The organism is Kitasatospora sp. NBC_00240, assembly GCF_026342405.1.
GTDB lineage: Bacteria > Actinomycetota > Actinomycetes > Streptomycetales > Streptomycetaceae > Kitasatospora.
On the sequence record NZ_JAPEMU010000001.1, the window covers coordinates 274,949 to 300,609 of the forward strand.

General features: G+C 73.8%; 22 protein-coding genes and 2 pseudogenes. 3 read left to right on the forward strand and 21 right to left on the reverse strand.

Translation table 11 applies throughout. The features are described 5' to 3' along the window. Positions 1 to 85 precede the first annotated feature (85 nt). The 14 genes from hypD to OG689_RS01220 all read right to left on the reverse strand — a co-directional run bounded on the left by hypD (position 86) and on the right by OG689_RS01220 (position 15,739). Complete coding sequence (gene hypD, locus OG689_RS01155; RefSeq protein WP_266316746.1) at positions 86 to 1,240, reverse strand: hydrogenase formation protein HypD; 1,155 nt, start codon at positions 1,238 to 1,240, stop codon at positions 86 to 88. After that, entirely contained in the window at positions 1,237 to 1,533 is a 297-nt protein-coding gene (locus tag OG689_RS01160) for a HypC/HybG/HupF family hydrogenase formation chaperone (RefSeq protein ID WP_190213902.1), read from the reverse strand. Before OG689_RS01160 ends, hypD begins: the two co-directional genes overlap by 4 nt. Before the next feature lie 49 nt (positions 1,534 to 1,582). Continuing rightward, complete coding sequence (hypF, locus tag OG689_RS01165) at positions 1,583 to 3,952, reverse strand: carbamoyltransferase HypF (RefSeq protein ID WP_266316749.1); 2,370 nt, start codon at positions 3,950 to 3,952, stop codon at positions 1,583 to 1,585. Continuing rightward, on the reverse strand, positions 3,949 to 4,806 hold the full coding sequence (gene hypB / locus OG689_RS01170) for a hydrogenase nickel incorporation protein HypB (RefSeq protein WP_266316751.1): 858 nt from the start codon (positions 4,804 to 4,806) through the stop codon (positions 3,949 to 3,951). The genes hypF and hypB overlap by 4 nt, the downstream gene beginning before the upstream one ends. Before the next feature lie 5 nt (positions 4,807 to 4,811). Beyond that, positions 4,812 to 5,192, reverse strand: a complete 381-nt coding sequence (gene hypA / locus OG689_RS01175) for a hydrogenase maturation nickel metallochaperone HypA (protein WP_266316753.1) — start codon at positions 5,190 to 5,192, stop codon at positions 4,812 to 4,814. A gap of 263 nt (positions 5,193 to 5,455) precedes the next feature. Next, positions 5,456 to 6,100: a hydrogenase maturation protease gene (locus OG689_RS01180; RefSeq protein ID WP_266316755.1), complete on the reverse strand. Its 645-nt coding sequence runs from the start codon at positions 6,098 to 6,100 to the stop codon at positions 5,456 to 5,458. Continuing rightward, positions 6,097 to 7,527, reverse strand: a complete 1,431-nt coding sequence (locus OG689_RS01185) for a hypothetical protein (protein WP_266316757.1) — start codon at positions 7,525 to 7,527, stop codon at positions 6,097 to 6,099. The genes OG689_RS01180 and OG689_RS01185 overlap by 4 nt, the downstream gene beginning before the upstream one ends. Then, positions 7,524 to 8,234 (reverse strand): DUF6084 family protein, encoded by a 711-nt coding sequence (locus OG689_RS01190; RefSeq protein WP_266316758.1) that lies wholly within the window; start codon positions 8,232 to 8,234, stop codon positions 7,524 to 7,526. Before OG689_RS01190 ends, OG689_RS01185 begins: the two co-directional genes overlap by 4 nt. Further along, a complete protein-coding gene (locus OG689_RS01195) occupies positions 8,231 to 8,842 on the reverse strand; it encodes a DUF5947 family protein (protein ID WP_266326778.1) in 612 nt (203 codons plus the stop codon). The genes OG689_RS01190 and OG689_RS01195 overlap by 4 nt, the downstream gene beginning before the upstream one ends. Before the next feature lie 38 nt (positions 8,843 to 8,880). Then, positions 8,881 to 9,459, reverse strand: coding sequence for a hypothetical protein (locus tag OG689_RS01200; RefSeq protein ID WP_266316759.1), 579 nt, complete (start codon positions 9,457 to 9,459; stop codon positions 8,881 to 8,883). Next, complete coding sequence (locus OG689_RS01205; RefSeq protein ID WP_191293484.1) at positions 9,456 to 11,240, reverse strand: nickel-dependent hydrogenase large subunit; 1,785 nt, start codon at positions 11,238 to 11,240, stop codon at positions 9,456 to 9,458. Before OG689_RS01205 ends, OG689_RS01200 begins: the two co-directional genes overlap by 4 nt. Before the next feature lie 75 nt (positions 11,241 to 11,315). Then, a complete protein-coding gene (locus OG689_RS01210; protein ID WP_266316762.1) occupies positions 11,316 to 12,398 on the reverse strand; it encodes a hydrogenase expression protein HypE in 1,083 nt (360 codons plus the stop codon). A 139-nt stretch (positions 12,399 to 12,537) separates the two neighbouring features. Then, on the reverse strand, positions 12,538 to 14,280 hold the full coding sequence (locus OG689_RS01215) for an enoyl-CoA hydratase-related protein (RefSeq protein WP_266316763.1): 1,743 nt from the start codon (positions 14,278 to 14,280) through the stop codon (positions 12,538 to 12,540). 169 nt (positions 14,281 to 14,449) lie between these two features. Beyond that, on the reverse strand, positions 14,450 to 15,739 hold the full coding sequence (locus OG689_RS01220) for a GNAT family N-acetyltransferase (protein ID WP_266316765.1): 1,290 nt from the start codon (positions 15,737 to 15,739) through the stop codon (positions 14,450 to 14,452). A 287-nt stretch (positions 15,740 to 16,026) separates the two neighbouring features. Here OG689_RS01220 and OG689_RS01225 point away from each other — a divergent pair, with 287 nt between their 5' ends. Beyond that, positions 16,027 to 16,581, forward strand: a complete 555-nt coding sequence (locus OG689_RS01225; RefSeq protein ID WP_266316766.1) for a YceI family protein — start codon at positions 16,027 to 16,029, stop codon at positions 16,579 to 16,581. A gap of 83 nt (positions 16,582 to 16,664) precedes the next feature. Here OG689_RS01225 and OG689_RS01230 read toward each other — a convergent pair whose 3' ends face one another. After that, a complete protein-coding gene (locus OG689_RS01230) occupies positions 16,665 to 17,819 on the reverse strand; it encodes a peptidoglycan recognition family protein (protein ID WP_266316767.1) in 1,155 nt (384 codons plus the stop codon). Between the two features lie 383 nt (positions 17,820 to 18,202). After that, a complete protein-coding gene (locus tag OG689_RS01235; protein WP_266316768.1) occupies positions 18,203 to 18,886 on the reverse strand; it encodes a GntR family transcriptional regulator in 684 nt (227 codons plus the stop codon). Between the two features lie 138 nt (positions 18,887 to 19,024). On the opposite strand from OG689_RS01235, the gene OG689_RS01240 reads away from it, so the two are divergent. Continuing rightward, positions 19,025 to 20,089, forward strand: coding sequence for a bile acid:sodium symporter family protein (locus OG689_RS01240; protein WP_266316770.1), 1,065 nt, complete (start codon positions 19,025 to 19,027; stop codon positions 20,087 to 20,089). A gap of 151 nt (positions 20,090 to 20,240) precedes the next feature. On the opposite strand, the gene OG689_RS01245 is transcribed toward OG689_RS01240, so the two are convergent. The 5 genes and pseudogenes from OG689_RS01245 to OG689_RS01265 form a co-directional block, all read right to left on the reverse strand. After that, positions 20,241 to 20,810, reverse strand: a complete 570-nt coding sequence (locus OG689_RS01245) for a GNAT family N-acetyltransferase (RefSeq protein ID WP_266316771.1) — start codon at positions 20,808 to 20,810, stop codon at positions 20,241 to 20,243. A 267-nt stretch (positions 20,811 to 21,077) separates the two neighbouring features. After that, positions 21,078 to 21,248 (reverse strand): hypothetical protein, encoded by a 171-nt coding sequence (locus OG689_RS01250; protein WP_266316772.1) that lies wholly within the window; start codon positions 21,246 to 21,248, stop codon positions 21,078 to 21,080. A gap of 184 nt (positions 21,249 to 21,432) precedes the next feature. Beyond that, positions 21,433 to 22,314: pseudogene (locus tag OG689_RS01255) on the reverse strand (right-handed parallel beta-helix repeat-containing protein); the annotation flags it as partial. Between the two features lie 222 nt (positions 22,315 to 22,536). Next, positions 22,537 to 22,998, reverse strand: a pseudogene (locus OG689_RS01260) (carbohydrate binding domain-containing protein); the annotation flags it as partial. A 182-nt stretch (positions 22,999 to 23,180) separates the two neighbouring features. Further along, entirely contained in the window at positions 23,181 to 24,017 is an 837-nt protein-coding gene (locus OG689_RS01265; RefSeq protein ID WP_266316774.1) for a beta-glucanase, read from the reverse strand. A 740-nt stretch (positions 24,018 to 24,757) separates the two neighbouring features. Between OG689_RS01265 and OG689_RS01270 the strand changes: the two genes are divergently transcribed. Next, positions 24,758 to 25,606, forward strand: coding sequence for an SDR family oxidoreductase (locus OG689_RS01270; protein WP_266316776.1), 849 nt, complete (start codon positions 24,758 to 24,760; stop codon positions 25,604 to 25,606). Positions 25,607 to 25,661 lie beyond the last annotated feature (55 nt).

A 25,661-nucleotide genomic window follows, 5' to 3' on the forward strand; every position in this document is an offset into this window, starting at 1 on the left:
CACCCGGGGGTGGTCCCGCAAGGGCAGCGGGCAGCTCCAGTTGGCGAAGTCGGGTGCCGCGGGGGCGGTGACGGTGGTCGTGGTGTCAGGCAACGGGGCTCGCCTCCAGCGGAACGACCGGCAGCGACCTGGCCGGCAGGGGTGCGGCGGGCAGGCCGAGCCGCCGGTAGAGGTAATAGGCCGCACAGGCGCCCTCGCTGGAGACCATGGTGGCGCCGAGCGGGTTGCGCGGGGTGCAGGTGGTGCCGAAGGCCTCGCACTGGTTCGGCTTCAGCAGGCCCTGGAGGACTTCACCGCTGCGGCACTCGGCCGGCTCGACGGTGGTGATGCCGGAGACCTGGAACCGGTGCTCGGCGTCCTGGTCGCGGTAGCGCGGCGACAGCCGCCAACCGCTCTGCGGGATCACCCCGATGCCGCGCCAGGCACGGTCGGTGACCTCGAAGACGTCCGCCAGCATGGCCTTGGCGGCGGGGTTGCCCTCCGGCCGCACCGCCCGCTGGTAGGCGTTCTCGACGGTGTGCTCGCCGCGCTCCAACTGTCGTACGGTGCGGCGGATCCCCTCCAGGATGTCGAGCGGTTCGAAGCCGGTCACCACGATCGGCACCCGGTGCCGTTCGGCCAGCTCCGGGTACTCCTCCACGCCCATCACGCTGCAGACGTGGCCGGCCGCCAGGAAGCCCTGGACCCGGCAGTCCGGCGAGGTCATGATCGCTTCGATGGCGGGCGGCACCCGCACGTGCGAGACCAGCAGGCTGAAGTTGCGGATCCCGAGCTTGCGCGCCTGGTAGACGGTCATGGCGTTGGGTGGCGCGGTGGTCTCGAAGCCGATGCCGAAGAAGACCACCTCCCGATCCGGGTTCTGCTGGGCGATCCGCAGCGCGTCCAGCGGCGAGTACACCACTCGGACATCCCCGCCCTCGCCGCGCACCCGGAAGAGGTCCCGGTCGGTGCCGGGCACCCGCAGCATGTCACCGAAGGAGCAGAAGATCACGCCGGGCCTGGAGGCGATCTCCAGCGCCTTGTCGATCACCTCAAGCGGCGTCACGCACACCGGACACCCCGGGCCGTGAATCAACTCAACTCCCTCCGGGAGGAGTTGGTCGATGCCGTGCCGGATGATGGTGTGCGTCTGACCGCCGCAGACCTCCATCAGCGCCCACGGCCTGGTCACCGTCGCGCGGATGTCGTCCAGCAGCCGACGGGCCAGCTCCGGATCCCGGAACTCCTCCAGGTACTTCACTCCTGCACCTCCTTCGCGGCGGCGCCCGCGCCCGCGGCCGCCTCCCACGGGTCGCCGAACTCCTCCTGCAGCAGGCCGAGTTCGTTGAACAGCTCCAGCGTCTTGCGGGCCGACTCCTCGTCCAGCCGCTGCAGGGCGAACCCCACGTGGACGATGGCGTACTCACCCACCGCCAGGTCCGGCAGGTACTCCAGGCACACGTCCTTGACCACGCCGCCGAAGTCGACGACGGCCATCCGGGTACCGTCCCGCTCCTCGATCTCCACAACCCTTCCGGGTACTGCCAGGCACATCCGGCTCTCCTTCACTGCTCCGCGACCGGTCGAACTGCTCACCCGCTGTTCAGGACTGGGCCTGCTCCGCCTCCCCCGCCGCGAGACGCGCGGCCACCATCAGCTGCCCGAGCGCCAGCCCGCCGTCGTTCGGCGGGACCAGCCGGTGGCGCAGCACGGTGAAGCCGTCCGCCCTCAACTCCCGGGCGCAGTCCGAGGAGAGCAGCACATTGGCGAACACCCCGCCGGTCAGCGCCACCGTCTCCAGTCCGTGCTGTGCACGGGCCAGCCCGCAGACCCGGCGGACCAGGCCGGCCACCGCCCGGTGGAAGCGCGCGGCCAGCAGACCGGGAGCCGCGCCGGCGCGCAGGTCGGCGGCCATCGCGGCAAGCACCGGCCCGGGGTCCGCGACCAGCCGTTCACCGCCCGGGCCCGTCCCGTCCTCGGCCGGGCGCAGGGCGAACGCGTAGCCCGGCCCGTCGTCGCCCTGATGGGCCACGGCCGCCGCCTCCAGTTCGATCGCGGCCTGCGCCTCGTAGCCGGCCAGCTGGCAGACGCCGGCCAGCGAGGCGGCCGCGTCGAAGAGCCGGCCCATGCTGGAGGTCGGGACGCAGTTCAGGTTCCGCTCCAACTGGCGGGCGAGCACCCGGCGTTCCTCCGGCGGGCAGGCCGCCACGCAGGGCAGGTCCGGCGTCCAGGGGATCCCGGCGGCGGACAGCTGGGCCAGCGCCATCCGGTACGGGCGGGTCACCGTGGCGTCGCCGCCGGGCAGCGGGGCGTACCGCAGGTGCGCGAACCGGCGGAACCCGTCGTAGTCGGCGAGCAGGATCTCCCCGCCCCAGACCGCCCCGTCGTCCCCGTAGCCGGTGCCGTCGAAGGCCACCCCGATCACCGGCCGGGTACCGTCGAGCCCGTGCTCGGCCATCGCGGCGGCGATGTGCGCGTGGTGGTGCTGCACCTGGACGAGCGGACGACCGGCCGCGTTGCGCCGGGCCCACCCGGTCGCGCGGTAGCCGGGGTGCCGGTCGGCGGCGAGGAGTCCGGGCGTGACCCCGGTGATGCCGCCCAACTGGCCGACCGCGCGGCCGAAGGCGCGCTGGGTGGCGAGGTCGTCCATGTCGCCGACGTGCCCGGAGAGCCAGGCCCGGCGGCCCTCGCCGAGGCAGAACGTGTTCTTCAGGTCGCCGCCGACGGCGAGCGCGGCGCGCACCGGCAGCGGGAGGGTGATCGGCAGCGGCGCGTACCCGCGCGAGCGGCGGACGGGGAGTTGCTCGCCGTCGCAGATCCGCATCACCGAGTCGTCGCACGGAACGTGGATCGGGCGGTCGTGCGCCAGCCAGGCGTCGGCGAGCGGGGCGAGCCGGACCAGCGCCTCGGCGTCGTCGGTGACGATCGGCTCGCCCGCCAGGTTGCCGCTGGTCAGCACCAGCAGCCCGGGGCCGGGCGGGTCGCCGGGCAGGCCGAGCAGCAGGTGGTGCAGCGGCGTGTACGGCAGCATCACCCCCAGGTCCGGGCTGCGCGGCGCGATCTCCTCGGCGAGCTGCGGCCCGCCCGACCGGCGGCGCAGCAGGACGATCGGCCGGGCCGTCCCGGTGAGCAGCTCCCGCTCCGCCCGGCCGACGTGGACGTACGGTTCGATCTCGGCGAGCGAGCGGGCCATCAGCGCGAACGGCTTGTCGCCCCTGGCCTTGCGCCGGCGCAGCAGGGCGACGGGCTGCGGGTCGGCGGCGTCGCAGGCGAGGTGGTAGCCGCCGATGCCTTTGACCGCCAGGATAGCGCCGGCGGCGAGCAGTTGGCGGGCGCGAGCGATGGCGGCCGACCCGGTCGGCCCGGGCTCGCCGGGGACGGTGAGGGTGAGGACGGGCCCGCAGGCGTGGCAGGCGACGGGCTGCGCGTGGAAGCGGCGGTCGGCCGGGTCGCCGTACTCGCGGGCGCAGTCCGGGCACATCGGGAAGCCGGCCATGGTGGTGTTGGCCCGGTCGTACGGGAGCGCGGTGACGATGGTGAAGCGCGGGCCGCAGTTGGTGCAGGTGATGAAGGGATGGCGGTGGCGGCGGTCGGCCGGGTCGGCGAGTTCGGTGAGGCAGTCCGCGCAGGTCGCTACGTCCGGCGGGATCAGGGTCCGGCGGGGCCCGCCGGGGCCGGAGGCGAGGATGGCGAAGCCGCGGCCGCCGGTGACGGGCAGCTCCTCGTGGCTGACGGACTCGACCGCGGCCAGCACGGGCGCGTCGCTGGCCAGCCGGCGGCAGAAGTCGGCGACCAGGTCGGGGCGCCCCTCGACCTCGGCCGTGACGCCCTCGCCGGTGTTGCTGACCTCGCCGTGCAGGCCGAGCTCGGTGGCGAGCTTGTGGACGAAGGGCCGGAAGCCCACTCCCTGGACCACCCCGCGGACGGCGACCCGGCGCCGCTCGCGGACGGTCAGGTCCTGGTCGAGCGTCAAGACCGCTCCCCGACCGGCAGGTGCGAGTGGCTGTGCCCGTGCGGGTGGTCGTGATCGTGGTCGTGCCCGCCGTCGTGCAGGTGGTCATCGCCGTGCGTATGGCCGTGGCCGTGGTCGTCACCGGTCCCGTGGGTGTGTCCGGTCCCGTGGGTGTGTCCGGTCGACACCTGCCGGGCCATCACCGGCAGGTGCACCGGCCCGCCCGCGCGGACGGCCAGCGCCCGGTCGAGCAGGTCGCCCCGGCCCTGACCGGTCCGGGCGGAGGTGAGGAGGATCTCCACCCCCGGGTTGACCCGCTGGACGTTGGCCCGGAACGCCGCCTCGTCGAACTCCACCGCGGCCGCGATGTCGGTCTTCGTGACCACCACCAGGTTCGCCAGCCCGAAGGCGGTGGGGTACTTGAGCGGCTTGTCCTCGCCCTCGGTGACGGCGGCCAGCGCGACCCGGAGCGACTCCCCGAGGTCGTAGGAGGCCGGACAGACCAGGTTGCCGACGTTCTCGACGAAGAGCAGCGCGGTGTCCTCGGGCAGCCAGCCGGCCAGGTGCTGGCCGAGCATCGACGCCTCCAGGTGGCACAGCCCGTCGGTGAGGACCTGCTTCACCGGCACGCCGGAGCGGGCCAGCCGGGTGGCGTCGTTCTCGGTGGCGAGGTCGGCGGTGAGGGCCGCGACCGGGACACCGCGCTCCCGGGCGATCGTGAGTTCGCTCTCCAGCAGGGCGGTCTTGCCGCTCCCCGGACTGGACAGCAGGTTGACGGCGACGGCTCCGCGCGCGGCCAGTTCGGCCCGCAGGTCCTGCGCGCTGCGGTCGTTCTTGGCGAGCACGGCCTGCTGCAGGTCGACGACTCGGCACATGGGCTTCAGCCTTCCTGGTTGGCTCGGGCGTAGGCCGGTCCTTCGGCCCAGCGCACGGCGGTGATCCGGAGTTCGCGCCCGGCCAGCAGTTCGGCCTGGGATCCGCCGCAGTGCGGGCAGAGCAGGTCCGGCGGCATCCCGACCGGCCAGTCGGCGGCGCACGGCCCGCAGCGGGCCAGGCCCGGCACCGTCGCGGTGACCAGCTCGGCGCCCTCCAGGAGCGTTCCGGCGCAGACGAGTTCGAAGCAGAAGGCGAGGGCCTCCGGAACGACTCCGGCCAGTTCGCCGACCTCCAGGTGGACCGCCTCGACGGCGCCGGCCCCGGCCGCGCCGGCGGCCTCCTCGACCTGTTCCACCACGGCCATGGCGATCGACATCTCGTGCATCGGCCTTCTTCCCGCGCGTGGTCGCCGCAGTGGGCGCCTGCCGTCGGGCCGGCGCCTTCGTCCGGGCCCCATTACAAGGCGTGGTGACCGCGCGGCCCCGCAGCCGCGCCGTCACCACGCCGGTGCCTACGCCATTCGCCGCAGCCCCGCGGCGGGGCCGGCGGCATGTACCGCGGCTCACATGCGGCGGATCCGCAGATAGCGCTTGATGTCGGGCAGGCTCACCACGACGAGCACGGTGACGGCCCCGGCCAGGCCGGCGATCAGGATTTTCCGCATGCTGGTGTCCTTCTCTCGTCTCGGTCCCCCGCCATCACGGCCGCCGCACGGTCCGCGGCGGCCGGGTCGTCGTTCCCCGCCCGGTGTCCGGTCTCCTGGCCGGGCCCCGCCGCGAGGTCCTGGGCCTCGTCCCGCAGCACCTGGAGCACCACCTCCACCGCCTGGTCGACCGCGGCGTCCACCGGCCCGCTGAGCCCGATGCCCTCCTCCAGCGACTGCGGTTCGCAGCCGACCACCAGGACCCGCCCGGGCGGGGCGCCGCCCGTCCCCGCGCTGAGGGTGTCCAGCAGCGCGAGGACGGCGTCGGGCCCCATCCGGTGCCCGTCCAGGACGGGGGACTGCGGCTCCACCGAGCCGGGGGTGGCCGCCTCGATGAGGTACACCGTGCCGGGCACGCCGCCCCGCGCGGTGGCGTCCACCAGGACCAGCGTCCGGTAGCCGTCCAGGAGTTGATAGGCCAGGTGGACGCCGCGGACGCCGAAGTCGACGGCCTCCACGTGCTCGGGCAGCGGCCGGGCGGCCAGTCGCCGGACGGTCTCCACGCCGAACCCGTCGTCGCCGAGGAAGATGTTGCCGACCCCGGCGACCAGCACCCGGCCGGCCGGGCCGCCGCCGGCGGGCGCGCTCACGCCTCCTCCAGCGGGACGACCTCGTCGGGCTGGAAGTACAGGAACCTGCCCTGCTGGCGCCAGAGGTCCGCGCCCGGGTCGCCCTCGACGGTCACGGCCAGGTGCACCGCGCCGTCGACGTCGTGCAGCACCGCCTCGACCAGGGCGGCGCGGCCGTCCAGGAAGAGGTCCTGCGCGTCGGTGCGCCGCAGGCCGGGCTTGAGGAGCACCCGGCTGCCGGCGCCGACCGAACTGTCGCCGATCCGCACCCGGTCGCGGGCCGGGTCGACGCTGCGGTCGCCCGCCGGGTCCCACCAGGGGGTGTCGGGCCGCACCGCGGTGAACGGGTCGTCCGGTCCGGTCACCCCGGCGGGCGGCCGGGGGTCGGCGGGCTCGGTGATCTCGCGCAGGGCCCGAACGGCTCCGTGCAGGCGCTCCCACACCTCCGGCGGCAGCGAGTCGGCGAGGTCGATCACCTCGCCCGCCCGGATGTCGGTGCCCCTGGCCTCGCGCTTCTCCCGGTCGGTGAGCGCGGTGGTGCGCAGGGCGAGGATCTCGTCGATCTCGGTCGCGTCGTAGAGGGTGCCGGCGCTCTCCGGAGCGACCATCGGGTGGTCCTCCAGGATGATCGGCGAGGAGAGCAGCACGTCCGCGCGGCCCTGCTCGCCGGCGAGCACGGGCCAGGTGTGCTCGTTGCGGCAGCCGGCGACGGCGCCCTTGGCCCACTCCGGCGGGTCGGTCATCGAGACGAAGGACCCGTCGTCGAGGCCGAGCAGCAGGTGGGCGGAGATCAGCGAGTGCGGCAGCGCGGCGTCGCGGGCGTCACCGTCCTGCGGGGCCCAGCCGCCGGCGTTCTCCAGCTCGGCGGTGAGCTTCAACGCCGCGTACGGGCCGGGGACTTCGGTGGTGCGCAGGCGCAGCAGGCCGTCCACCTGTTCGCGGCGGCGCAGCAGCCGCCCGGTCACCTGGCCCTCCTCGGTGTGCACCAGCTCGCTCTCCTCGCTGGCCGGCCGGCTGAACGGGACGGTGACCCCGGTGCCGGTCAACTCGTCGACGGGGATCGAGAGTTCGATCCTCTCCTCGACGCCCTCGTCCCAGGGGACGAGGATCCGGTCGGGCAGTTCCAGGGCGTCGGTGACCTCGAACGCCCAGCCCGGCAGGGCACGTTCGACGGTACGGCGCTGGGCCCGCAGGAAGCGAACCTCGATCATCAGGGTGGCGCCCCGGCGCGGTTCCATCAGGCATTCGGTGCGCTGCGCGAAGTGTTCGGCGCTGTCCGCGCCCCAGGCGGGCGGGACCAGGACGCCGAACTGCCAGCGGAGCCGGTTCTTGGCGGCCGACGCCCGGTAGGGGTAGAGCACGTAGCCCTCGAAGAGCACGGCGTCGGCGATCTGACGGGCGGCGGAGAAGCGTGACTCCACCTTGGGCACGGACGCGCTGGTGGTCACCGGACGGTCCCTTCGGTCGACAGGTGTGCGGGTGCCGCGGCCGCGCCGAGCAGTCGGGCGGGTCGCGGCGCGGACGGCCCGCTGCCGGAGGCCGCCAGCAGGGCGCCCACGGTCGCCTCCCAGGAGGGCAGGGCGTGCCGGGAGCGGTATCCGAGCAGGGCGTCCATGGTTTCGTGCGGCAGCCGGATCCAGCCGCAGCCGGGGAAGTGCTGCTCGATCATCTCGTGCCAGACGGCGACGGGCATGGCGCAGCGGGCCTCGCGGTCCCAGGGCACCGGCTCGACCTGGAAACCGCCGGCGCCGGTGAAGGCGGTGCCGGAGAAGAGCAGCAGCAGCGGGGCCTCGCCGTCGGTCAGCGCGCCGAGGTAGCGGGAGGCGGCGATGTCCATGTCGTAGGTGCAGGGCACCACCAGGTCGGCCTCGGTCTCCCCGGTGAAGCCGGGGACGGTGAGCGAGACCTGGGCGAACTGCACCGGGTTCAGCGTGCTGCCCCAGCGGGAGCGTTCGCCGAACAGGTCGGTGAGCCGTTCGCCCTCCTCGGTGCCGTAGCCGCGTCGGGCCGGCTCCAGCCGCAACTGGCAGCGCAGCGCGAGGGCGTGCACCCGGGCCTGGTCGGCGGCGGTGATCCGGAGCCGGAAGACCAGGGTCGGGCCGGCCGCGTACGGGTCGGCCCGGACCCCGGTGCAGGTGAAGCTGAGTGGGGTCAAGGGAGTTCGCCCTTCGGGAGGGTGCGGGCCCGGGCCCGGACGCGTTCGAAGAAGGCCGCGAGGTCGGCCCGGGCCTCGGCGCCGCCGTCGAAGCCCTGCCAGTGCAGGCGCATCCGGCCGACCAGCTCGTAGCAGATGTCGATCGGCACCAGGTAGCACTCGGTGCGGCCGGGCGCGCGGTGCAGCAGCAGGGCCTCGACGTCGTCCGACAGGTGCGCGGAGAGGTCGCTGCGGCCGAGCACCGACTCCCAGGTCTGCGGGTCGAGTTCGCTCTCGGTGGCGCCGGCCGGGCTGGGGTACAGCGCGACCAGGCGCTCCAGGGCGGCGTTGCGGAAGAAGAACGCGGTGCTCACCGGGATCTGCAGCTGCTCCCAGGCGCTGTCGTCGAGTCGGTGGTCCGGGTCGACGAGGTAGCGGTCGGGCACCGCGCGGTAGCGGCCCCCGCCGGCGCCGGCCCGGTCGAAGAGCATCGTGCAGGCCTGGCAGGCGCAGGCGAGGGCCCGCAGCTCGGTCTCGACCAGGTGGCGGTGGTCCTCCGGCAGGCCCTGCCCGCACAGTTCGCAGCGCTCCGGTTGCGGGGGCGCGGGCTCCCGCAGCCGGCGGAGCAGCGCGGTGCCCGGGCGGCCGGGGGCGGTCGGCGGCGCGTTCACCGGGCGCCCGCCGGCCGGGCGCCGATCTGCAGCAGGACCGGTTCGGGTGCGCGCGGCTCGGGGGTCTCCAGCTCGACCGCGGTCACCTCCGGCGCGAGGCAGGCGAGCGCGCTCTCGATGCTCTGCTGCGGGCTCTGCGCGGTGCTGGCGCACCCGCAGCCGCCGCCGCTGCTCGCGGTCAGGCGCAGCCGCAAGGTCCCGGTGTCGGGGTCGAAGCCGAGCACCTCGGCGGGGTGGTCGGGCACGGCGGTGAGGGCCTGCCGGATCCGGGTGGTGACGTCGTACGGGTGCAGGTCGTGCAGCACCAGCAGGCCTGCGACCAGTTCGTCGTCCAGCAGGCGGGCCAGCGCGGGCGAGGGCGCGGCCTCGCCGTGGCCGTCGGCCGGGCCGTCGCCGAGCAGGGCGACGGCCCGGGCCAGGCCGGCGCCGTAGAAGTCCATCAGGGCCCGGACCAGCTCCTCGGCGGCGGCGCCGGCGGCGCGGTCGCCGGTGGCGGCCAGGCGGTCGAGGACCTCCTCGACCCGCCGGCCGGTCTGCTCGGCGCTCGGGGCGCCGCCCTGCGTCACGGTGCTCATCCGCCCATCCCGCTGAGCCCGGTGGGGACGTGCATCTTCTGCACGGTGCGCCCGTCGCCCACGTACATGTGGACGCCGCAGGGCAGGCAGGGGTCGAAGCTGCGGACGGCCCGCATGATGTCGATGCCCTTGAAGTTCTCCGGGGAGTTCTCCTCGAAGATCGGGGTGTTCTGCACCGCGTCCTCGTAGGGGCCGGGCGTGCCGTAGGTGTCACGGACGCTGGCGTTCCACGGGGTCGGCGGGTACGGGTGGTAGTTGGCGATCTTGCCGTCGCGGATCACCATGTGGTGCGAGAGCACGCCGCGCACGGCCTCGGTGAAGCCGCAGCCGAGGCCCTCGTCGGGCACCTCGAACTTCTCCCAGGTCTGGGTGCGCCCGGCCCGGACCTCGGCGAGCGCCTTCTCCGCGAAGTGCAGGGCGGCGCCGGCCGCGTAGGCCTGGAAGTACGTCCGGGCGCGGTTGCGCTCGATCGCGTTGCTCCACTGCGGGATCTTCCACTCGAAGCTGGTCTCCGGCTTCGTCATGGTGCGCGGCAGGTTGATCTGCACGCTGTGTCCGGTGGCCTTGACGTACCCGAAGTCGACCAGGCCGGACAGCGCGGTGGACCAGAGCCGGGCGAGCGGGCCGCCACCGGTGTCCAGCGCCAGGTAGTCCTTGCCGTCGAACCAGCGCGGGGACATCACCCAGCTGTACTTGTCCTCGAAGTTGCGCTTCTGCGGGGCCGGGATGGTGTGCTGGTTCCACGGGTGGCGCGGGTCGACCGGGTTGCCGAGCGGGTCGTGGGTGACGAACTGCTCCTGGCCCTCCCAGTCCTGGTAGTAGGAGCTGCCGAGCAGGATCCGGATGCCGAGGTTGATCTCGGTGAGGTCGTTGGTGACCAGCTTGCCGTCGACGACGATGCCAGGGGTGACGAACATCCGCCGGCCCCAGTCGGTCATGTTGCGGTAGGTGAAGTCGCAGTGGTCCGGGTCGTTGAGGCTGCCCCAGCAGCCCAGCATGATCCGGCGCCGGCCGACCTCCTCGTACCCGGGCAGCGCCTGGTAGAAGAAGTCGAACAGGTCGTCGTGCAGCGGCACGACGCGCTTCATGAACTCGACGTAGCGCATCAGCCGGCTGAGGTAGTCGGTGAAGAGCTGGACGGTCGCGACCGTGCCGACACCGCCGGGGTAGAGCGTGGAGGGGTGCACGTGGCGCCCCTCCATCAGGCAGAACATCTCCCGGGTGTAGCGGCTGACCTGCAGCGCCTCGCGGTAGAACTCGCCCTCGATCGGGTTGAGCGAGCGCATGATGTCGGCGATGGTCTTGTAGCCGTGGTCGCCCGCGTGCGGGGCCTCGGTGCGCTCCGCCAGGTCCAGCACCCCGGGGTTGGTCTCGCGGACCATCTTCTCGCAGTAGTCCACTCCGACCAGGTTCTCCTGGAAGATGTTGTGGTCGAACATGTACTCGGCGGCCTCGCCGAGGTTGATGATCCATTCGGCCAGGTGCGGCGGCTTCACGCCGTACGCCATGTTCTGCGCGTACACCGAACAGGTCGCGTGGTTGTCGCCGCAGATGCCGCAGATGCGGCTGGTGATGAAGTGCGCGTCGCGCGGGTCCTTGCCGCGCATGAAGACGCTGTAGCCGCGGAAGACCGAGGAGGTGCTGTAGCACTCCGCGACCTTCTTCTGCTTGAAGTCGATCTTGGTGTGGATGCCGAGGCTGCCCACGATCCGGGTGATCGGATCCCAGGACATCTCGGTCAGGCCGCTGCCGTCGCCGGCCGCCTTCGTCGTCGGTGCCATCGTCTCTCTCGTACCTTTCCTGGTCGGGGTGGTCACCGGGCGGAGAAGCCGGCCGGCTGGTTCGGCGTCAGGGAATCACCAGGGCGGCCGGTAGCCGGTCGTCAGCTTCTTCCCGGTGCGGCGCCACTTGGGTTCCTTGTCCACGGTGTCGGCGGTGATCGACCGCAGCTTGCGGATCACCAGGCCGTACGCGGTGCTGGCGGTGCTGGACACCTTGCCGCCGGGCGGCTCGTCCATGAACGGCATGAACTTGTCGGGGAAGCCCGGCATGGTGCAGGCGATGCAGATGCCGCCCACGTTCGGACAGCCGCCGACGCCGTTGATCCAGCCCCGCTTGGGGACGTTGCACTTCACCACCGGCCCCCAACAGCCCAGCTTCACCAGGCACTGCGGCGAGCCGTACTCGCTGGCGAACTGCCCCTGCTCGTAGTAGCCGCCACGGTCGCAGCCCTCGTGCACGGTCGCGCCGAACAGCCAGGTCGGGCGCAGCTTGTCGTCCAGCGGGATCATCGGCGCGGAGCCGGCCAGCTGGTAGAGCAGGTACAGCAGGGTCTCGGAGAAGTTGTCCGGCTGGATCGGGCAGCCGGGCACACAGACGATCGGCAGGCCGGCCTTGGACTTCCAGTCCCACCCGAGGTAGTCGGGCACGCCCATCGCGCCGGTCGGATTGCCGGCCATCGCGTGGATGCCGCCGTAGGTGGCACAGGTGCCGATCGCGACGACCGCGGTGGCCTTGGGCGCCAGCCGGTCGAGCCACTCGCTGGTGGTGATGGGCTGGCCGGTGGCGGGGTCGTCACCGAAGCCGCACCAGTAGCCCTCCTCCTTGATCTTCTCGTTGGGGATGGAACCCTCGACCACGAGGACGAAGGGCTCCAGCTCGCCGCGCGCCGCCTTGAAGAACCACTCGACGAAGTTGTCGGCGCCCTGGACGGGCCCGCACTCGAAGTCGATCAGCGGCCAGTGGACGGCGATCGGGGGGATTCCGGGCAGCGCACCGGTGACGATCTCCTCGATGCTGGGCTGCATCGCGGCGGTCAGTGACACGGAGTCACCGTCGCAGCTCAGGCCGGCGTTGATCCAGAGGATGTGCACCAGCGGCAGTTCCTGGCCGCCCTGCGGGGCGGATCCTTCTACGGTGGTGGTTTCTGTCGCACCCATGAGGATGCCTCCTCGAACACTGGGACGAGTCCGACAAAACGGACTCGATTCTTCATAGCAGCACCAACCGCGGGAGGCTCAGGTGGACAGGGCCGAAGCGGTGGCGGCGAAGATCGCAAGCGGGGCGCGTCCGGGGCGGTCAGACCCGCCGGTCCGGCTCCGGCAGGTCCGGCAGCCGTGGGTCCAGTACCAGCGGGTCCAGGTGCGCGGGCGTACCCGGCCGGGGGCGCTTGCGCACGAACGCGGACCTCAGCGCGTGGTACGGCTCCTCCGGCCCGAAGAAGTTGCGGTGCATCAGGGCCAGCTCCCGCTCCCGGTACTCGGCCAGCGGGCGGCTCGCCTCGTCCCGCTCCCGGGCCGCCTTCTTGGCGGCGATCAGGCTGCCGGACACCGGTCCGGCCGCGAGCCGCCCGGCCAGCCGGGCCGCCTCCCGCCCGAACTCCTCGGGCGAGGCCTCGATCACCCGGTCCACCAGGCCCAACCGCTGCGCGCCGGCCGCGGTCAGCGGCAGGGCCGACCGGGTGAGCCGCTCGGCCGTCGCCGCGCCCACCCGCCGAGGCAGGGTGTACGTCCAGTACTCCGAGCCGTACAGGCCCATCAGGCGGTAGTGCGGGTTCAGCACCGCGCCGTCCCGGCACCACACCTCGTCGGCCGCCAGGGCCAGCGCCACCCCGCCCGCCGAGGCGTTGCCGCCCAGCGCCGCCAGCACCAGCCGGTCGGTGGTGGTCAGCACCGCCTCGACCAGGTCGTCCATCGCGGTGATGTTCGCCCAGGACTCCTCCGCCGCGTCCACCGCGGCCTCGATCACGTTCAGGTGGATGCCGTTGGAGAAGAAGTCCCGGCCGCCGCCCAGCACCAGCACCGAGGTCGGGCGCGAGAGGGCGAAGCGGTACGCCATGAGCAGCCGGCGGCACTGACCGGTGCTCATCGCGCCGCCGGGGAAGGAGAACCGGAGCAGGCCGACCGGGCCCTGCTCGCGGTAGCCGATCTCCGCCCAGGTACGGCGGTGCTCGGGCAGCTCCAGCGGCGCGGGCACCTCCGGCAGCTCGGGCAGCCGATCGCCCAGCGCCAGGACGGCCGGCAGCTTGAAGGTCTCCGGGCCGCCGGGGCGCCGACGCGGACGGAGCTCCGGGATCCACACCGCGCCGTCCGCCGTCGCCCGGCAGAGAGCCCCGGTCCGGGTCGCCAGCGGCTCACCCGGGCGTCCGCGCAGCTCGTCCTCGGGGTGACCGCCGTGCAGGTACCACTCGCCGCCGAGGAGGTCGTCCAGGACGCCGGGCTGCGAGTCGGCCGCCCGCAGCTTGCGCAGGACCACCTCGGTAGGGTCGGCCGCCCAGTCGATCGTGCGCAGACCCTGGTCGAAGTACGGGCGGACGTGGTCCGGGGCGTCCAAGGCCGGCCCGTGCTGCGGGCGGGGCCGGTACGTCCCGGAGGCGAACCGCCGGACGGCCAGCAGGACGGCCCGGACGGCCGCGTCGGAGGCCTCGTTGCGGTAGAGATCGCTCTTGCCCACCGGCGGCACCGGGAAGTCGGCGGTGGCCCAGATGTCGCCGCCGTCCATCCGTCCGTCCGCCTGCAGCACCGTCACGCCCCAGTGCTCGGCGCCCTCGTGGATCGCCCAGTCCAGCGACGAAGGGCCGCGGTCGCCGGGCGGCCCGGGGTGGACCACCAGGCAGGGGTGGCGGCTCCAGACGTCCTCGGGGATCACGGCCTTCAGCATCGGGGCGAGCACCAGGTCGGGCGCGTCCCGCCGGAGGGCCTCGCGCAGCGACTCGTCGCCGCAGGCCAGGTGCACCGTCAGGTGGTGGCCGCGATCGCGTAGTTCGGCGAACACACGCTGGGTGAGGCTGTTGAAAGCGCTCGCCAGGAGCAGGACCCGCATCAAGACCTCCGGAGCTGTCCGGGCCGGGGCCCGAGCAGCCGGCCCCGCCGGCAGCGATCGTCCCCCCGGCGGCGGGCGGCGGCCCGCCGACGCGGCGCAGCGGGGCCCGCGAGGTCACCCGGTCGGTCCCAGGGCTCCCGGGCCCGGTCGGGGCCTGGGGGCGCGGCCGTCAGATCCGGGTGAAGCGGGCGATGTCCTCCTCGAACTCGGTGATCGCCTGCTCGGTGAGGGTGGGCCGGGTGCCGGTGATCGCGGCCAGGAAGTCCTCGGTGCCGGCCGGGCGGCCCTGCCGGTGCCGGACCTCCCGTTCGAAGGCCGCCTGGGCCCCCTTGCGGGCGGCGAACTCGATGTCGGCGGGGGTGAACATCCCGCTGGCCGCCACCAGCCGGCCCACGTCCACGCCGTCGGCGGCGCCTCCCAGGTAGCGGGACCAGATGGCCGCCCTGGCCACCGGGTCGGGCGGGCCGATCGGGATGACGTGGTCGAAGCGGCCGGGGCGCAGGAACGCCGGGTCCAGCAAGCGGACCGAGTTGGTGGCGCAGACCAGCAGCCGGTCGTCGTGCTCACGGAAACGGGGGATCAGCTTGAGCAGCTCGTTGGTCACCCCGTGCCCGGGGTCGACGGCGAGGCCCGAGCGGATCCCGGCGATCTCCTCCACCTCGTCGATGAAGAGCACGACGTTCGCCAGCTCCGCCAGGTCGGCGAACACGTCCCGCAGCGAGGCCGCCAGGCCGGTCTCCGCGTCCGCGGCCAGCCGGGACGGGAAGAGCTCCACGAAGGGCCAGCCGAGCCGGGAGGCCACCGCCTTGGCGAAGCTGGTCTTGCCGGTGCCGGGCGGGCCGAACAGGATGACCGCCTTGGGCGGCTCCACGCCGAAGCGGTCGGCGAGCTCCCGCTCGGCCAGCGGCAGCACGATCCGCCGCTCCACCACCTGCTTCTCCCGCTCCATCCCGGCCAGGGCCTCCCACAGGCCCGTCGGCAGCCGGCGGCCGCCCAGTTCGGCGAGCAGGCCGGCCTCGGCCGCGTCGGCGTGCGAGAACTTCTCGAAGTACACCAGTCCGGCGCGGCCCTGGTACCCGCTGTTGCGCAGCGCCTCGGTGCCGGTGCCGCCCTCCGGGAGCAGGGCGCAGATCCGGCGCACGCCCTGCTCGCGCAGCCGGCGCTCCAGCTCGGCCAGCAGGGCGCTGCCGATCCCGCGCCGGCGCCACCGCGCGGAGAGCGCCATCAGCAGCAGCCAGGCCCGCTCGCCGTGGGCCTGCGCGACGGCCATCCCCACCAGCTCCTCCCCCACCACGGCGACCACCGCGGGCTGCCCGGAGTGGGCCGCGGCCATCACCTCCGAGACGGGGAACACCGGGAGCTGCTCGTCGGCCGGGCGGCTCCGGTCCCAGACCAGGACGGCCTGGTCCAGATCGTCATCGTGGAAATCCCGCAGTCGCCAGGCCGGCACCGCCACCACCTCGCCCTCGGCCGGGGCGTCCGGCGGCGGCCGCCGCCGCCGCGCACCTGGCCTTCGGTACCACCGTAGGCCGCGTGGTCCGGGGCGTCCCGGCGGGCCGCGACCGGGCCGCCGCCCGGCCGGACCGCGCGCCGGACCGCCAGGGTGACCGGGCCGATCGCCCACGGATCGCTGGGCCGGGCAGGCGATCCGCCCTGCGGGGCTGGCCCGCCTCGGCCGGGTCAGCGCCTAGCGTGGGCCCGGGGCGTCTTGCCGGCCGCCCCGACCCGACCGATGTGGAGCCTGCCGTGACCGAGATCCCGCCCGCCGAGCTGACCGGGACCTACACCATCGACCCCGCCCACACCGAGATCGGTTTCGTCGCACGCCACGCGATGGTGACCAAGGTCCGGGGCGCGTTCAAGGAGTTCGAGGGCACCGCCTACCTCGACGGCGAGGACCCGACCAGGTCGACCGCCACCGTCACCATCAAGACCGCCAGCATCGACACCCGCAACGAGCAGCGCGACGGGCACCTGCGCACCAACGACTTCCTGGACGCCCCCACCTTCCCCGAGATCACCTTCGTCTCGACCAGGGTCGAGACGCTGGACGCCACGCATTTCCGACTCGCCGGCGACCTGACCATCAAGGAGACCACCCGCGCGATCGGCATCGAGTTCGCGTACCAGGGCAGTGCCCGTGACCCGTACGGGAATCTGCGGGTGGGCTTCGAGGGCTCGGTGCCGATCAGCCGCAAGGACTACGGGGTCAGCTGGAACGCCGCGCTGGAGGGCGGGGGCGTGCTGGTCGGGGACAAGGTGCTGCTGGAGTTCGAGATCTCCGCGATCAAGCAGGCCTGACCTCACGGCGCGGGTTCGGGCCCTACCTCACGGCGCAGGCCGCTGCCCCGGGGCGAATCCCCGGGGCGGCGGCCTGCGCGGGCTCAGTGCAGCAGGTTGTCCAGCGCGGCGACGTCGGCGCGCAGCGCGGGCAGCGAGGCGTACATGGTGGCGCCGGGGCAGTCGGTGGCCAGCCAGTCGCGGTGACCGCTGATCATGTCGACGGGCTTGGTCACACCGTTGACCGGGTTGACGAAGGTGACGTGCGCCTGCGGGTCGAGGCCGTGCCACAGGGACAGACCGGCGAGCAGCGCGGTCAGCGACGCGCGGGCCGCCTCGGTGGGCTGCTGGTCGACCAGGGTGCCGAGCAGGGCGATGCCCAGGTTGCCGGAGTTGAAACCGGCGGTGTGGAAGGCGGTCACCACCTTGCCGGTGCTGTCGTGGGCCGGGATGCCGTCCGTGCCCGAGTAGCGGCCCTCGTAGATCCGGCCGGCCTCGTCGATCAGGAAGTGGTAGCCGATGTCGCCCCAGTCCAGGGTGATCGCGTGGTACTCGTAGATCGCCCGGACGGTGGCCGCCGGGTCGGGGTCGGCGTTCACGCCGTCGGTGTGGTGCACGGTCAGCGTCTGCAGCGGGTAGTACGCGGTGGGCGTGTTCTCCACGCCGTTCTTGAACCGCTTGGTCTCGTCGGCCCCCCAGGCGGCGCGCGACAGGTACTCGATCCGGCCGAACATCACCGGGGTGGTCGCGGGGAGCGTCACCTGACGGCTCGGGCCGCCGACGGTGTCGATCGCGGCCGATCGCACGTCGGTGGCGCCGTCGGGCAGGCGCAGGTCGAAGCCGAGCGCACCGCCGGCCGCGATCAGCGCCGTAGCGGCGGTGGCCGGGTCGGCCTCGTGGCCGTCCGGGCCGCCCGCGCAGCCGGCCGGCAGCGGCTGCCAGTCGGCCTGGGCGGCGCCCTCGGCCTGGTGGAGCCGGATCGAGGCACCGCGCTTGGGCCCGGTCCAGCTGACGCCGACGTACTCGATCGGGAAGGCGGTACGGACGGCCGTGGCGGCCTCCCCGGCCGCGGAGCTGGCGCGGGTCTGCGGGATGTCGGCGACCCGGTGGCCGGCCGAGGGGCGGCCGCCCTGCGGCGCCTGGCCCGCGGGGGCCTCGGCCGCGGCGGCACTCAGCGGGGCCACCGCGACGGCGGCGGTCGCGGCGCCGATCGTACCGATCACGGCGCGGCGGCTGACGGCAGGAGTGTGGTGCGGCATCGAGATCCCATCTCAACGTGGAACGCGAACAGGGGGGGCGCCGATCGGCTCCCGGCCGGAGCTGCACGGACAGTCGTCGGCGCGACGGCCGTCGCCGGTACGCGCGGTCGGCCGCCCGGACCGACGGCGGCCGTCCTCCGCGCGCGAACCAGCCGGGCGAAGCGGTGTCCAACGGCAGTGATCATGCCGGAGGCCGCCAACGCTGCACCAACGAACGACCAACGAAGCGGCCTCGGTCACCGGAACGGGCTCACGGGGTCGGTCCTCGGCAAGCAGGGGACGGTAGGCCGCCGCCCCGGTGTCGCCCCCGGCCGCCGTTGTATACGACCGGTGGGCGGAACCTTGCGCGAAACCGGCGAGTGGGGCCGCTGCCGACCCGCCCGTCAGGAGCCGTCGCCCGCCGACCCGGGGGACCGCCGCCGGTAGGCGCTCCGGGCCGCGGCGATGTGCCGGGCCACCACCTCGCGGGCGGCCTCGGCATCGCCCCGCTCGACCGCCGCCACGATCTCCTCGTGCTCGCGCCAGGAATCCTGGGCCCGGCGGGGCAGGTCGGCCGAGTACACCCAGGAGATCTTCTGGCTCAGCTGGGTGACCAGCTGGCTCAGCGTCCGGCTGCCCGAGGCGGCGGCGATCACCTCGTGGAAGCGGCTGTTCAGCCGCGCCACCTCGTCCAACCGGCCGTCCTCGATCGCCACCCGGCCCAGCGAGACCAGCTCCTTCAGCCGCCCCAGCTGCTCCGGTGTGCGGCGCAGCGCGGCCCGCCCGGCGCCGAGCGGCTCCAGCAGCGCGCGGACCTCCAGCAGGTCCTCGGCCTCGGCGTCGTCCAGCTCGACCACGACGATGCCGGCATACGGGCGGGACTGGACGAAGCCCTCGGCCTCCAGGGTGCGCAGCGCCTCCCTGACCGGCACCCGCGAGACCCCGTAGCGGGCCGCCATCGACTCCTCGGTCAGCCGGGATCCCGGGCGGTGGACGCCGCGGATCACGTCGTCCCGGATCGCCCGGCACAGCGCCTGGGGCGAGAGCTTGCCCTGCGGACCGGCCTGCTCGGCACCCGCGCGTTCCATCGCCCACCTCGATTGAATACAATCGTCGTCAGGACGACGAAGACACCGACGCCGCGAACGTACTACAGCCCGGCCCCAGGCCGGGACCGCCCCCTGCGGCGGCGGCACCGGACAGCACGGACAGAAAGGCGGCGCCGGGTGAAGCACCTCACCGCACCCCTGAGCAGGACCGCCGCCCGATTCGGCATCGACCCCTACATCCTGGCCCTGCTGGCCACCGTGGGTCTCGCCCTGCTGCTGCCCGCCCGCGGCGCGGTGGCCGGCGGCCTCGGGCACGTGATGACGGCGGCCATCGCCGTCCTGTTCTTCCTCTACGGCGCCCGGCTCTCGACCCGCGCGGCCCTCGACGGCGCCCGGCACTGGCGGCTGCACCTGACCATCCTGCTGGCCACCTTCGCGCTGTTCCCGCTGCTCGGCCTGGCGGCCGAGGCACTGGCCGGGCCGGTGCTCTCTCCCGAACTGGCCAAGGGGCTGCTGTTCCTCTGCCTGCTGCCCTCCACCGTGCAGTCCTCGATCGCCTTCACCTCGCTCGCGGGCGGCAGCGTCGCCGGGGCCGTGTGCGCCGCCTCGTTCTCCAGCCTGTTCGGCATCCTGCTGACCCCGTTGCTCGCCTCGCTGCTGCTCGGTGGCGGCGGCGCCGCACGGGTCGACGCCGGATCGGTACTCACCCTGGTGCTGCAACTGCTGGTGCCGTTCCTGCTCGGTCAGCTCTCCCGGCGCTGGACGGCCGGCTGGATCGCCACCCACAAGCCGGCCCTGACCCTGGTCGACCGCGGGTCGATCCTGCTGGTCGTCTACACCGCCTTCAGCGAGGGCGTGGTCGCGGGCGTCTGGCACACGGTCTCCGCACTGCAGCTGCTGATCCTGGCCGGGTTCTGCGTCCTGATCCTCGCGGCGGCGCTCACCCTCACCCAGCAGGCCGGGCGGCGACTGGGGTTCGTCCGCGCGGACCGGGTCGCGATCGTCTTCTGCGGCTCCAAGAAGAGCCTGGCCGCCGGACTGCCGATGGCGGCGGTCCTGTTCGCCGCGAAGGATGTCGCCCTCATGGTGCTGCCGCTGATGCTCTTCCACCAGATCCAGCTGATGACCTGCACCGTCCTGGCCCGCCGCTGGGCCGCCGAAGCCCCGGCCGCGTCCGACCCGACCGAACGGGCCACTCCCCCGGCGCCCTCCGCGCCCCGGTTGCCGCACCGGGTCGGGTAGCGGCGGGAGCTGCCCTCGGCGGTCGGCGGGCGGGCCACCGCCGGGCTCGACCCCGCCGGGCTCCCGGGCTCGGAGCCCTCGCCGCCGGGCCCGCCGAGGGCCGTTCCAGGGGGCGGGAGGCCCGGCCTCCGGTGACCGCGCCGGGGCGGCCTCAGCGAGCCGGGCCCCCGGCCCGGGCGGCCAGCGCGGCGGTGAGGCGGAGCTTGGACTCCGGCCACTCGGCGGCGGTGATGCTGAAGAGCACCGAGTCCCGGACGAAGCCGTCCCGCATCACCATGTGGCTGCGCAGCACGCCCTCCTGGGTCGCGCCGAGCCGGGCGATGGCCGCCCGCGAGGCGCTGTTGCGGAAATCCGTGAGGAACTCGACGCGGTTCAGGCCGAGTTCCTCGAAGACGTGGGTCAGCATCAGCAGCTTGGCCTCGGTGTTCACCGCTGTCCGCTGCCAGGACCGGCCGAGGAAGGTGAAGCCGATCTCCAACCGGCGGAACGGCAGGTTGACGGCCATCAGGCGGGTCGATCCGGCCACCTTCCCCGTCACGGAGTCGACAGTGGCGAAGGCCAGTTGCTCCCCGGCGCGGTGCGCGGCGAGCGCCTGGTCGATGAACGCGCCGACGTCGTCCGGGTGCGGGACGAAGGTGACCGCGAGGTTCCACAGCTCCCCGTCGCGGACGGCCTCGCACAGGCCGTCGTGATGCCCGTGGCCGAGCGGTTCGAGCCGCACGTGCCGACCGGTGAGGACGACCGGGCGCAGCCTGCCCTCGGGGTCGACCGCCGAGGGGCCGACCGCCGAGCCGGCGGCGGGCGGGGTGGCGATGGCGGCCGAGGCGTCAGCGGGCGGGGCGTCTGCGGGCGGGGGGCTCCCCGTCGATGGTGACCATGAGGATCACCCTAGTGACGGTGCCAAGCGGATTTCCGGCGCTGTGAGGGTCGGTGCGCCGCAGACTCAGATGCTTGCGGTCGGACCTCGGCGCCCGGAGGCCGGACGGTGTCAGCGGTCGGCCGAGCGCTGCCGACCCAGAGCCGTCCGCTCGCGCCGGACCGGCCCGGCCTGCTCGACCCGGCGGGCGTGCCGGCCCCCGTACTCCCAGCGGCGCACGTCCGCGATGAGCGCCGCCAGCGCCTCGGCGTCCTCGGTCTCTCGGGGCTTGCGGCCGAACATGGGGAACCGTCCGTCTCTGGGCGAGGCTCTTCGCCCGGTCGTGCGAGTGGACTTATGAGTGTTCCCCCGTCACGCCGGTCCGCCACGTCCCACGGGCGCGTGTCATGTCACGAGGAGGTAACGGTACGCATGCGGTGAGTCGGCGGCCGGGCGCGGGCCCGGCCGCCAACCGACGGACCGCCGCTCAGCCGACCGGGATGCCCGGGTTCACCAGGCCGTCGCCGCCCGTGACGGTGTTGTCGGCGGCGACCGTCACCGGGCACCCGACGGGGTCGTAGTTGGTCACGCCGAACGCGTACCGGCCGCTGGTGCCGTTGCCGGGGCCCAGGTCGGAGGTGTTGTGCCGGAAGACCGTCCCGCAGCCCCAGCCGGGCTGCTGGGTGTGCGTCTGGTAGCCGTCCTTCAGGGTGCCGACGCCCTTGTTGTTCTCGATGACGTAGGTGTTGCCCTTCACGTCGACCCAGGAGTCGTCGAAGTTCTTGTCGGTGAGGCCGTCGCCGTAGAAGGTGTTGCCCGAGACCAGCCCGCCGGTGGTCCCCTCCTTCAGGTCGATGTTCTCGCCGCCGACCCGCGGGCCGATGACGTTGCCGAGGATCTGCACGTAGTCGCTGCGGTCGGACAGGGTGTTCGCGGTGCCGACGTAGACGCCCTCGCCCTTGCCGTCCCCGAGCGTGCCGGTGTCGCGGACGGTGGAGTTCTTCAGCACGCCGTAGCGGCTGGAGTTGCGGAAGTGCACGCCCTCCATGGTCAGGTTGCGCACCGTGACCGAGTCGATCACCACATGGTCGGCGGCGTCGACCACGATGCCCTTCTGGGCCCCCGTCACCGTGATGCCCCGGACGGTCCAGTACCCGGCGCCGTCCAGGTGCAGGCCGTAGCCGCCGCCGGTCGTGGTGGTGAGCACGGCGTTCGCGGAGCCGGTCAGGGTGATGCGCTGATCGGCGGTACCGGGCCGGGTGGTCGAGAAGTTGCCGAGGTAGGTGCCGTCGGCCAGTTCGAAGGTCTGGCCGGGCACCGCCGCCGCCAAGGCCGCCTTCAGCTCCTTGGCCGTGGTGACCCGCACAACTCCGTTGCCGGACGTCGCGGTTGCCGAGGCGGTCGGGGTGGGACCACCGGTCTGCGTGGCGGTGGGCGTAGGTGAGGCGGTCGGGGTGGGCGTGGGCGAGGCGGTCGGGGTGGCGGTGGGCGTGGACGAGGGGGACGTGGTGGCCGGGGGGGTGCCCGCGCCCCCGGTGAGGGAGATGTCGTCCACCGTGATCGCGCCGGCGCCGTACCAACCGCTCACCGTGACCGTGACCTGCGTGGTCTGCGGGCCCGCCGTGAACGTGGTGCTGAGCGGCGTCCACGCCGTTCCGGCGGTCCAGTTGGAGGCACTCACCCCGGTGCCCGTGACGCCCAGCTGGACGTAGGAACCCTTCACCCAGGCGCCGAGCAGGTAGCCGACTCCCGGCTGGACGGCGACGGTCTGGGTGCAGGGCGCGAGGTCCTGGGCGCCGGGCGTCGAGGCCAGGGCGTAGCCGCCCGAGTGCGGGGCGGTGCTCGTCGGCTGCGAAGTCCCGGCGCAGGTCCAGCCGTCGAGACTGCCCGACTCGAAGCCTCCGTTGACGATCAGCTCCGGCGAGGCCGCGCCGGCGAAGGTGGCGGGCAGGGCGAAGGCCGCACCCGCGAGGCCGAGCGCGGTGGCGACGGCGGCCGCGGCGGTACGGCGCCGGCCGGCGCGTCTCGGGGCGCACTTCGGGGCGTGCGTCATGGCGGGCTCCACAGGCGGACATGTTCGCGACGGGACGCAGAACTGATGACCACACAATGTGGACTAGACCAACTCCGACGTCAAGGGAGCGCCCTCGCAGCGGTGTTCCCCCGAGGCCCGAAATTGCACGGCGGCTCCGGACCGGCAGGACACACCGGTCCGGAGCCGCAACCGCCCTGCGGTCAGCGCTCGACGGTCAGCGAATGGCACACCCAGGAGAGCCGGGTACCCACCGGACCGGACGGGCGCGGATGGTAAGTACCGTCACTCACCGACATGTTGACGATGAGATAGGCATGCCATCCGACCCCCACCCCGCGCCCGTCGGCGTACACCCGCCGCCCGTTGACGTACCAGTCCACGGACCTCGCCCCCAGGGTCACCCGGAGGTCGATCGTCCCGCCGGGCGCGACCGCGCCGGACTGGTCGCGCCAGTACAGGTAGCTGCCGCTGCTCATGTGGTTGGAGAGTTCGAGCAGGTTGGGATTGTCCGGGTGGTACTCGAAGACGTCGACCTCGTTACGGCCGTCCCGCCAGGTCCAGATCGCGGGCCAGGCCCCGGCACCGGTGGGCAGGGTCACCCGGGCCCGCAGGACGTCCCCGGCCCGGACCTGGAAGCCGTCCGGGCTGCCCTCGGTGGTGAGCAGGTTGCAGTTCCACAGACCGTCACCCGACCGGGCGACCGCGGAGAACACCCCGCCCGGGCAGTACTGGCGGACCAGGTAGTCGAGTTTGTGGTCGCCCCGGTTGGTCGGCCCCATGTTCGGATAGGCGCTGCTGCGCCCGGCGACCCACTGCCGGGTCGAGGTGAAGTCGGCGGTGAAGACCGTCCCGACGAGGGCCGATACGGGGGCGGCACCGGCGACCCCGGCTTCCGGCGGTACGCCGGGGGACGACGCCGCGGGCGGTTGCGCGGGCTGCGGGGCCGGCGCGGGCTGAGGCGCCTGGGCCGGGACGCCGGCCGCCGTGGAGCCTTCGCCCCACCCGAACCACGAACGGATGTCGGACCATATTCCCATGTCCGCTCCTTCCGAGAGCAGTTGTGCATGTGCTGCGGTGCGTGAACCGATGCGCCCGAGCCGGTGTCGGCCCGCGCGGACGGGCGGGAGGTCTGGCGGACGGGCGGGAGGTCTGGCCGCACCCGAGCCGGTGCGTCCGGCGGCGGACGCGGCGACCGGGCCCGACCGTAGGGGGAGGTGGTGTGCGACGACGCCGTCCGCCCGCGTCGCCCGGGTGTCCCGCAAGCTCCGGCTCCGGGCTGTGGTCCGGCTCCGGAGCCGGAATCCGTCACTCCGGGTTAGTTGCCCATCGTGTTCGTCCACAACCGAACGTGCCCCTGACAGCCGATAGCAGGCCAGGGGGCGCACACCAGCGCACACGCCGGAGCCGCCGGAGTCCGCGACCGCCCTCGACCGTCCGGCCCGTTCCCGCCGGTCGCCACCGCACCGCCGCTGTACCTGCTGCGGCGGCGTCCACCTGTGGCGATCGCGCGCCGGGCCCAAACGCTGCGGAATCGTTGCGACTTGGCTCCGCACGCGGCCGGGGGCAGGCTGGAAACCGGTCGGGAGCCGGTGCCCGGCGGCTCCGGGAGACAGCGCCCCGGGGCCGTCGGTCGACGCCCGGCCGCACCCGTCGCCACCGCCCGCCCCGCAGCACGTGTCGGCCCGACCCGTCCGAACGCCGTCCGCGCCGGCCCGGCCCGGTGCCCGCACGACCCCGAACAGAACGCCCCACCCACGGGAAGGACGATGAGTCCGGCATGAACGAGACGGACGGCCTGCGCGGCGCGCGGCCGGCGGAGCCCACGAGGGGCCCGGAGCCTTGGAACTGGCGAATTCTGGTGGTCGGGGCGACCGGGGTGATCGGAGGCGCCGTGGCGGCCGCGGTGCGGGCCGCCGGGGCCGAGGTGGCCGTCGCCGGGCGCGACCCGGCCCGGCTGGCGGCGGTCTCCACCCGGCTCGACGGCTGCCCGGCCTTCTCCTTCGACGCCTACGACCTGGCGGGCTGCGGCCTGCTCGGCGCACGCGCCGCCACCGCCCTCGGCGGACTCGACGCAGTGGTGACGGCCTTCGGGACGGTCGCCTTCGGCCGGGCCGAGGATTCCTCCGACGCCCTGGACGAGCACCTGTTCACCGTGAACGCGCTGGCCCCGATCGCGGTGCTGCGCGGGGCCCTCGGGCAGATCGGCCCCGGCGGCGCGCTGGCGGCCGTCACCGGGGTGGTCGCGTCCAGGCCCGCGCCCGGCATGGCCGGCTACAGCGCGTCGAAGGCGGCCCTCGGCGCCTGGCTGGACGCCGTCCGCCTGGAGCAGCGCAGAAACCGGGTCACCGTACTCGATGCCCGGTTTCCCCATCTCGACACCGGCTTCGCCGACCGGGCGGTGGCCGGGCGACCGCCGCGGCTGCCACCCGGTGGTGATCTGGAGGCCTGCGTCGCGGCCCTGGTGGAGGGCCTGGTCGGCGCCGCCGCCCGGCGGGCCCGCGGGCAGACGGGGCAGCTCCGGACGGACGAGGATCCGGAGCATCGGGCCCGGACGGCTCGGGGACAGGGACAGGGACAGGGACAGGCAGCTGAGCGGCCCGTGGTCGGACTGCCCCGACACTCCTGAGACCGGACGACCGGCCGCCAGGGCGCCGCATGTCCCGGATCGCCGACGGGCTCCC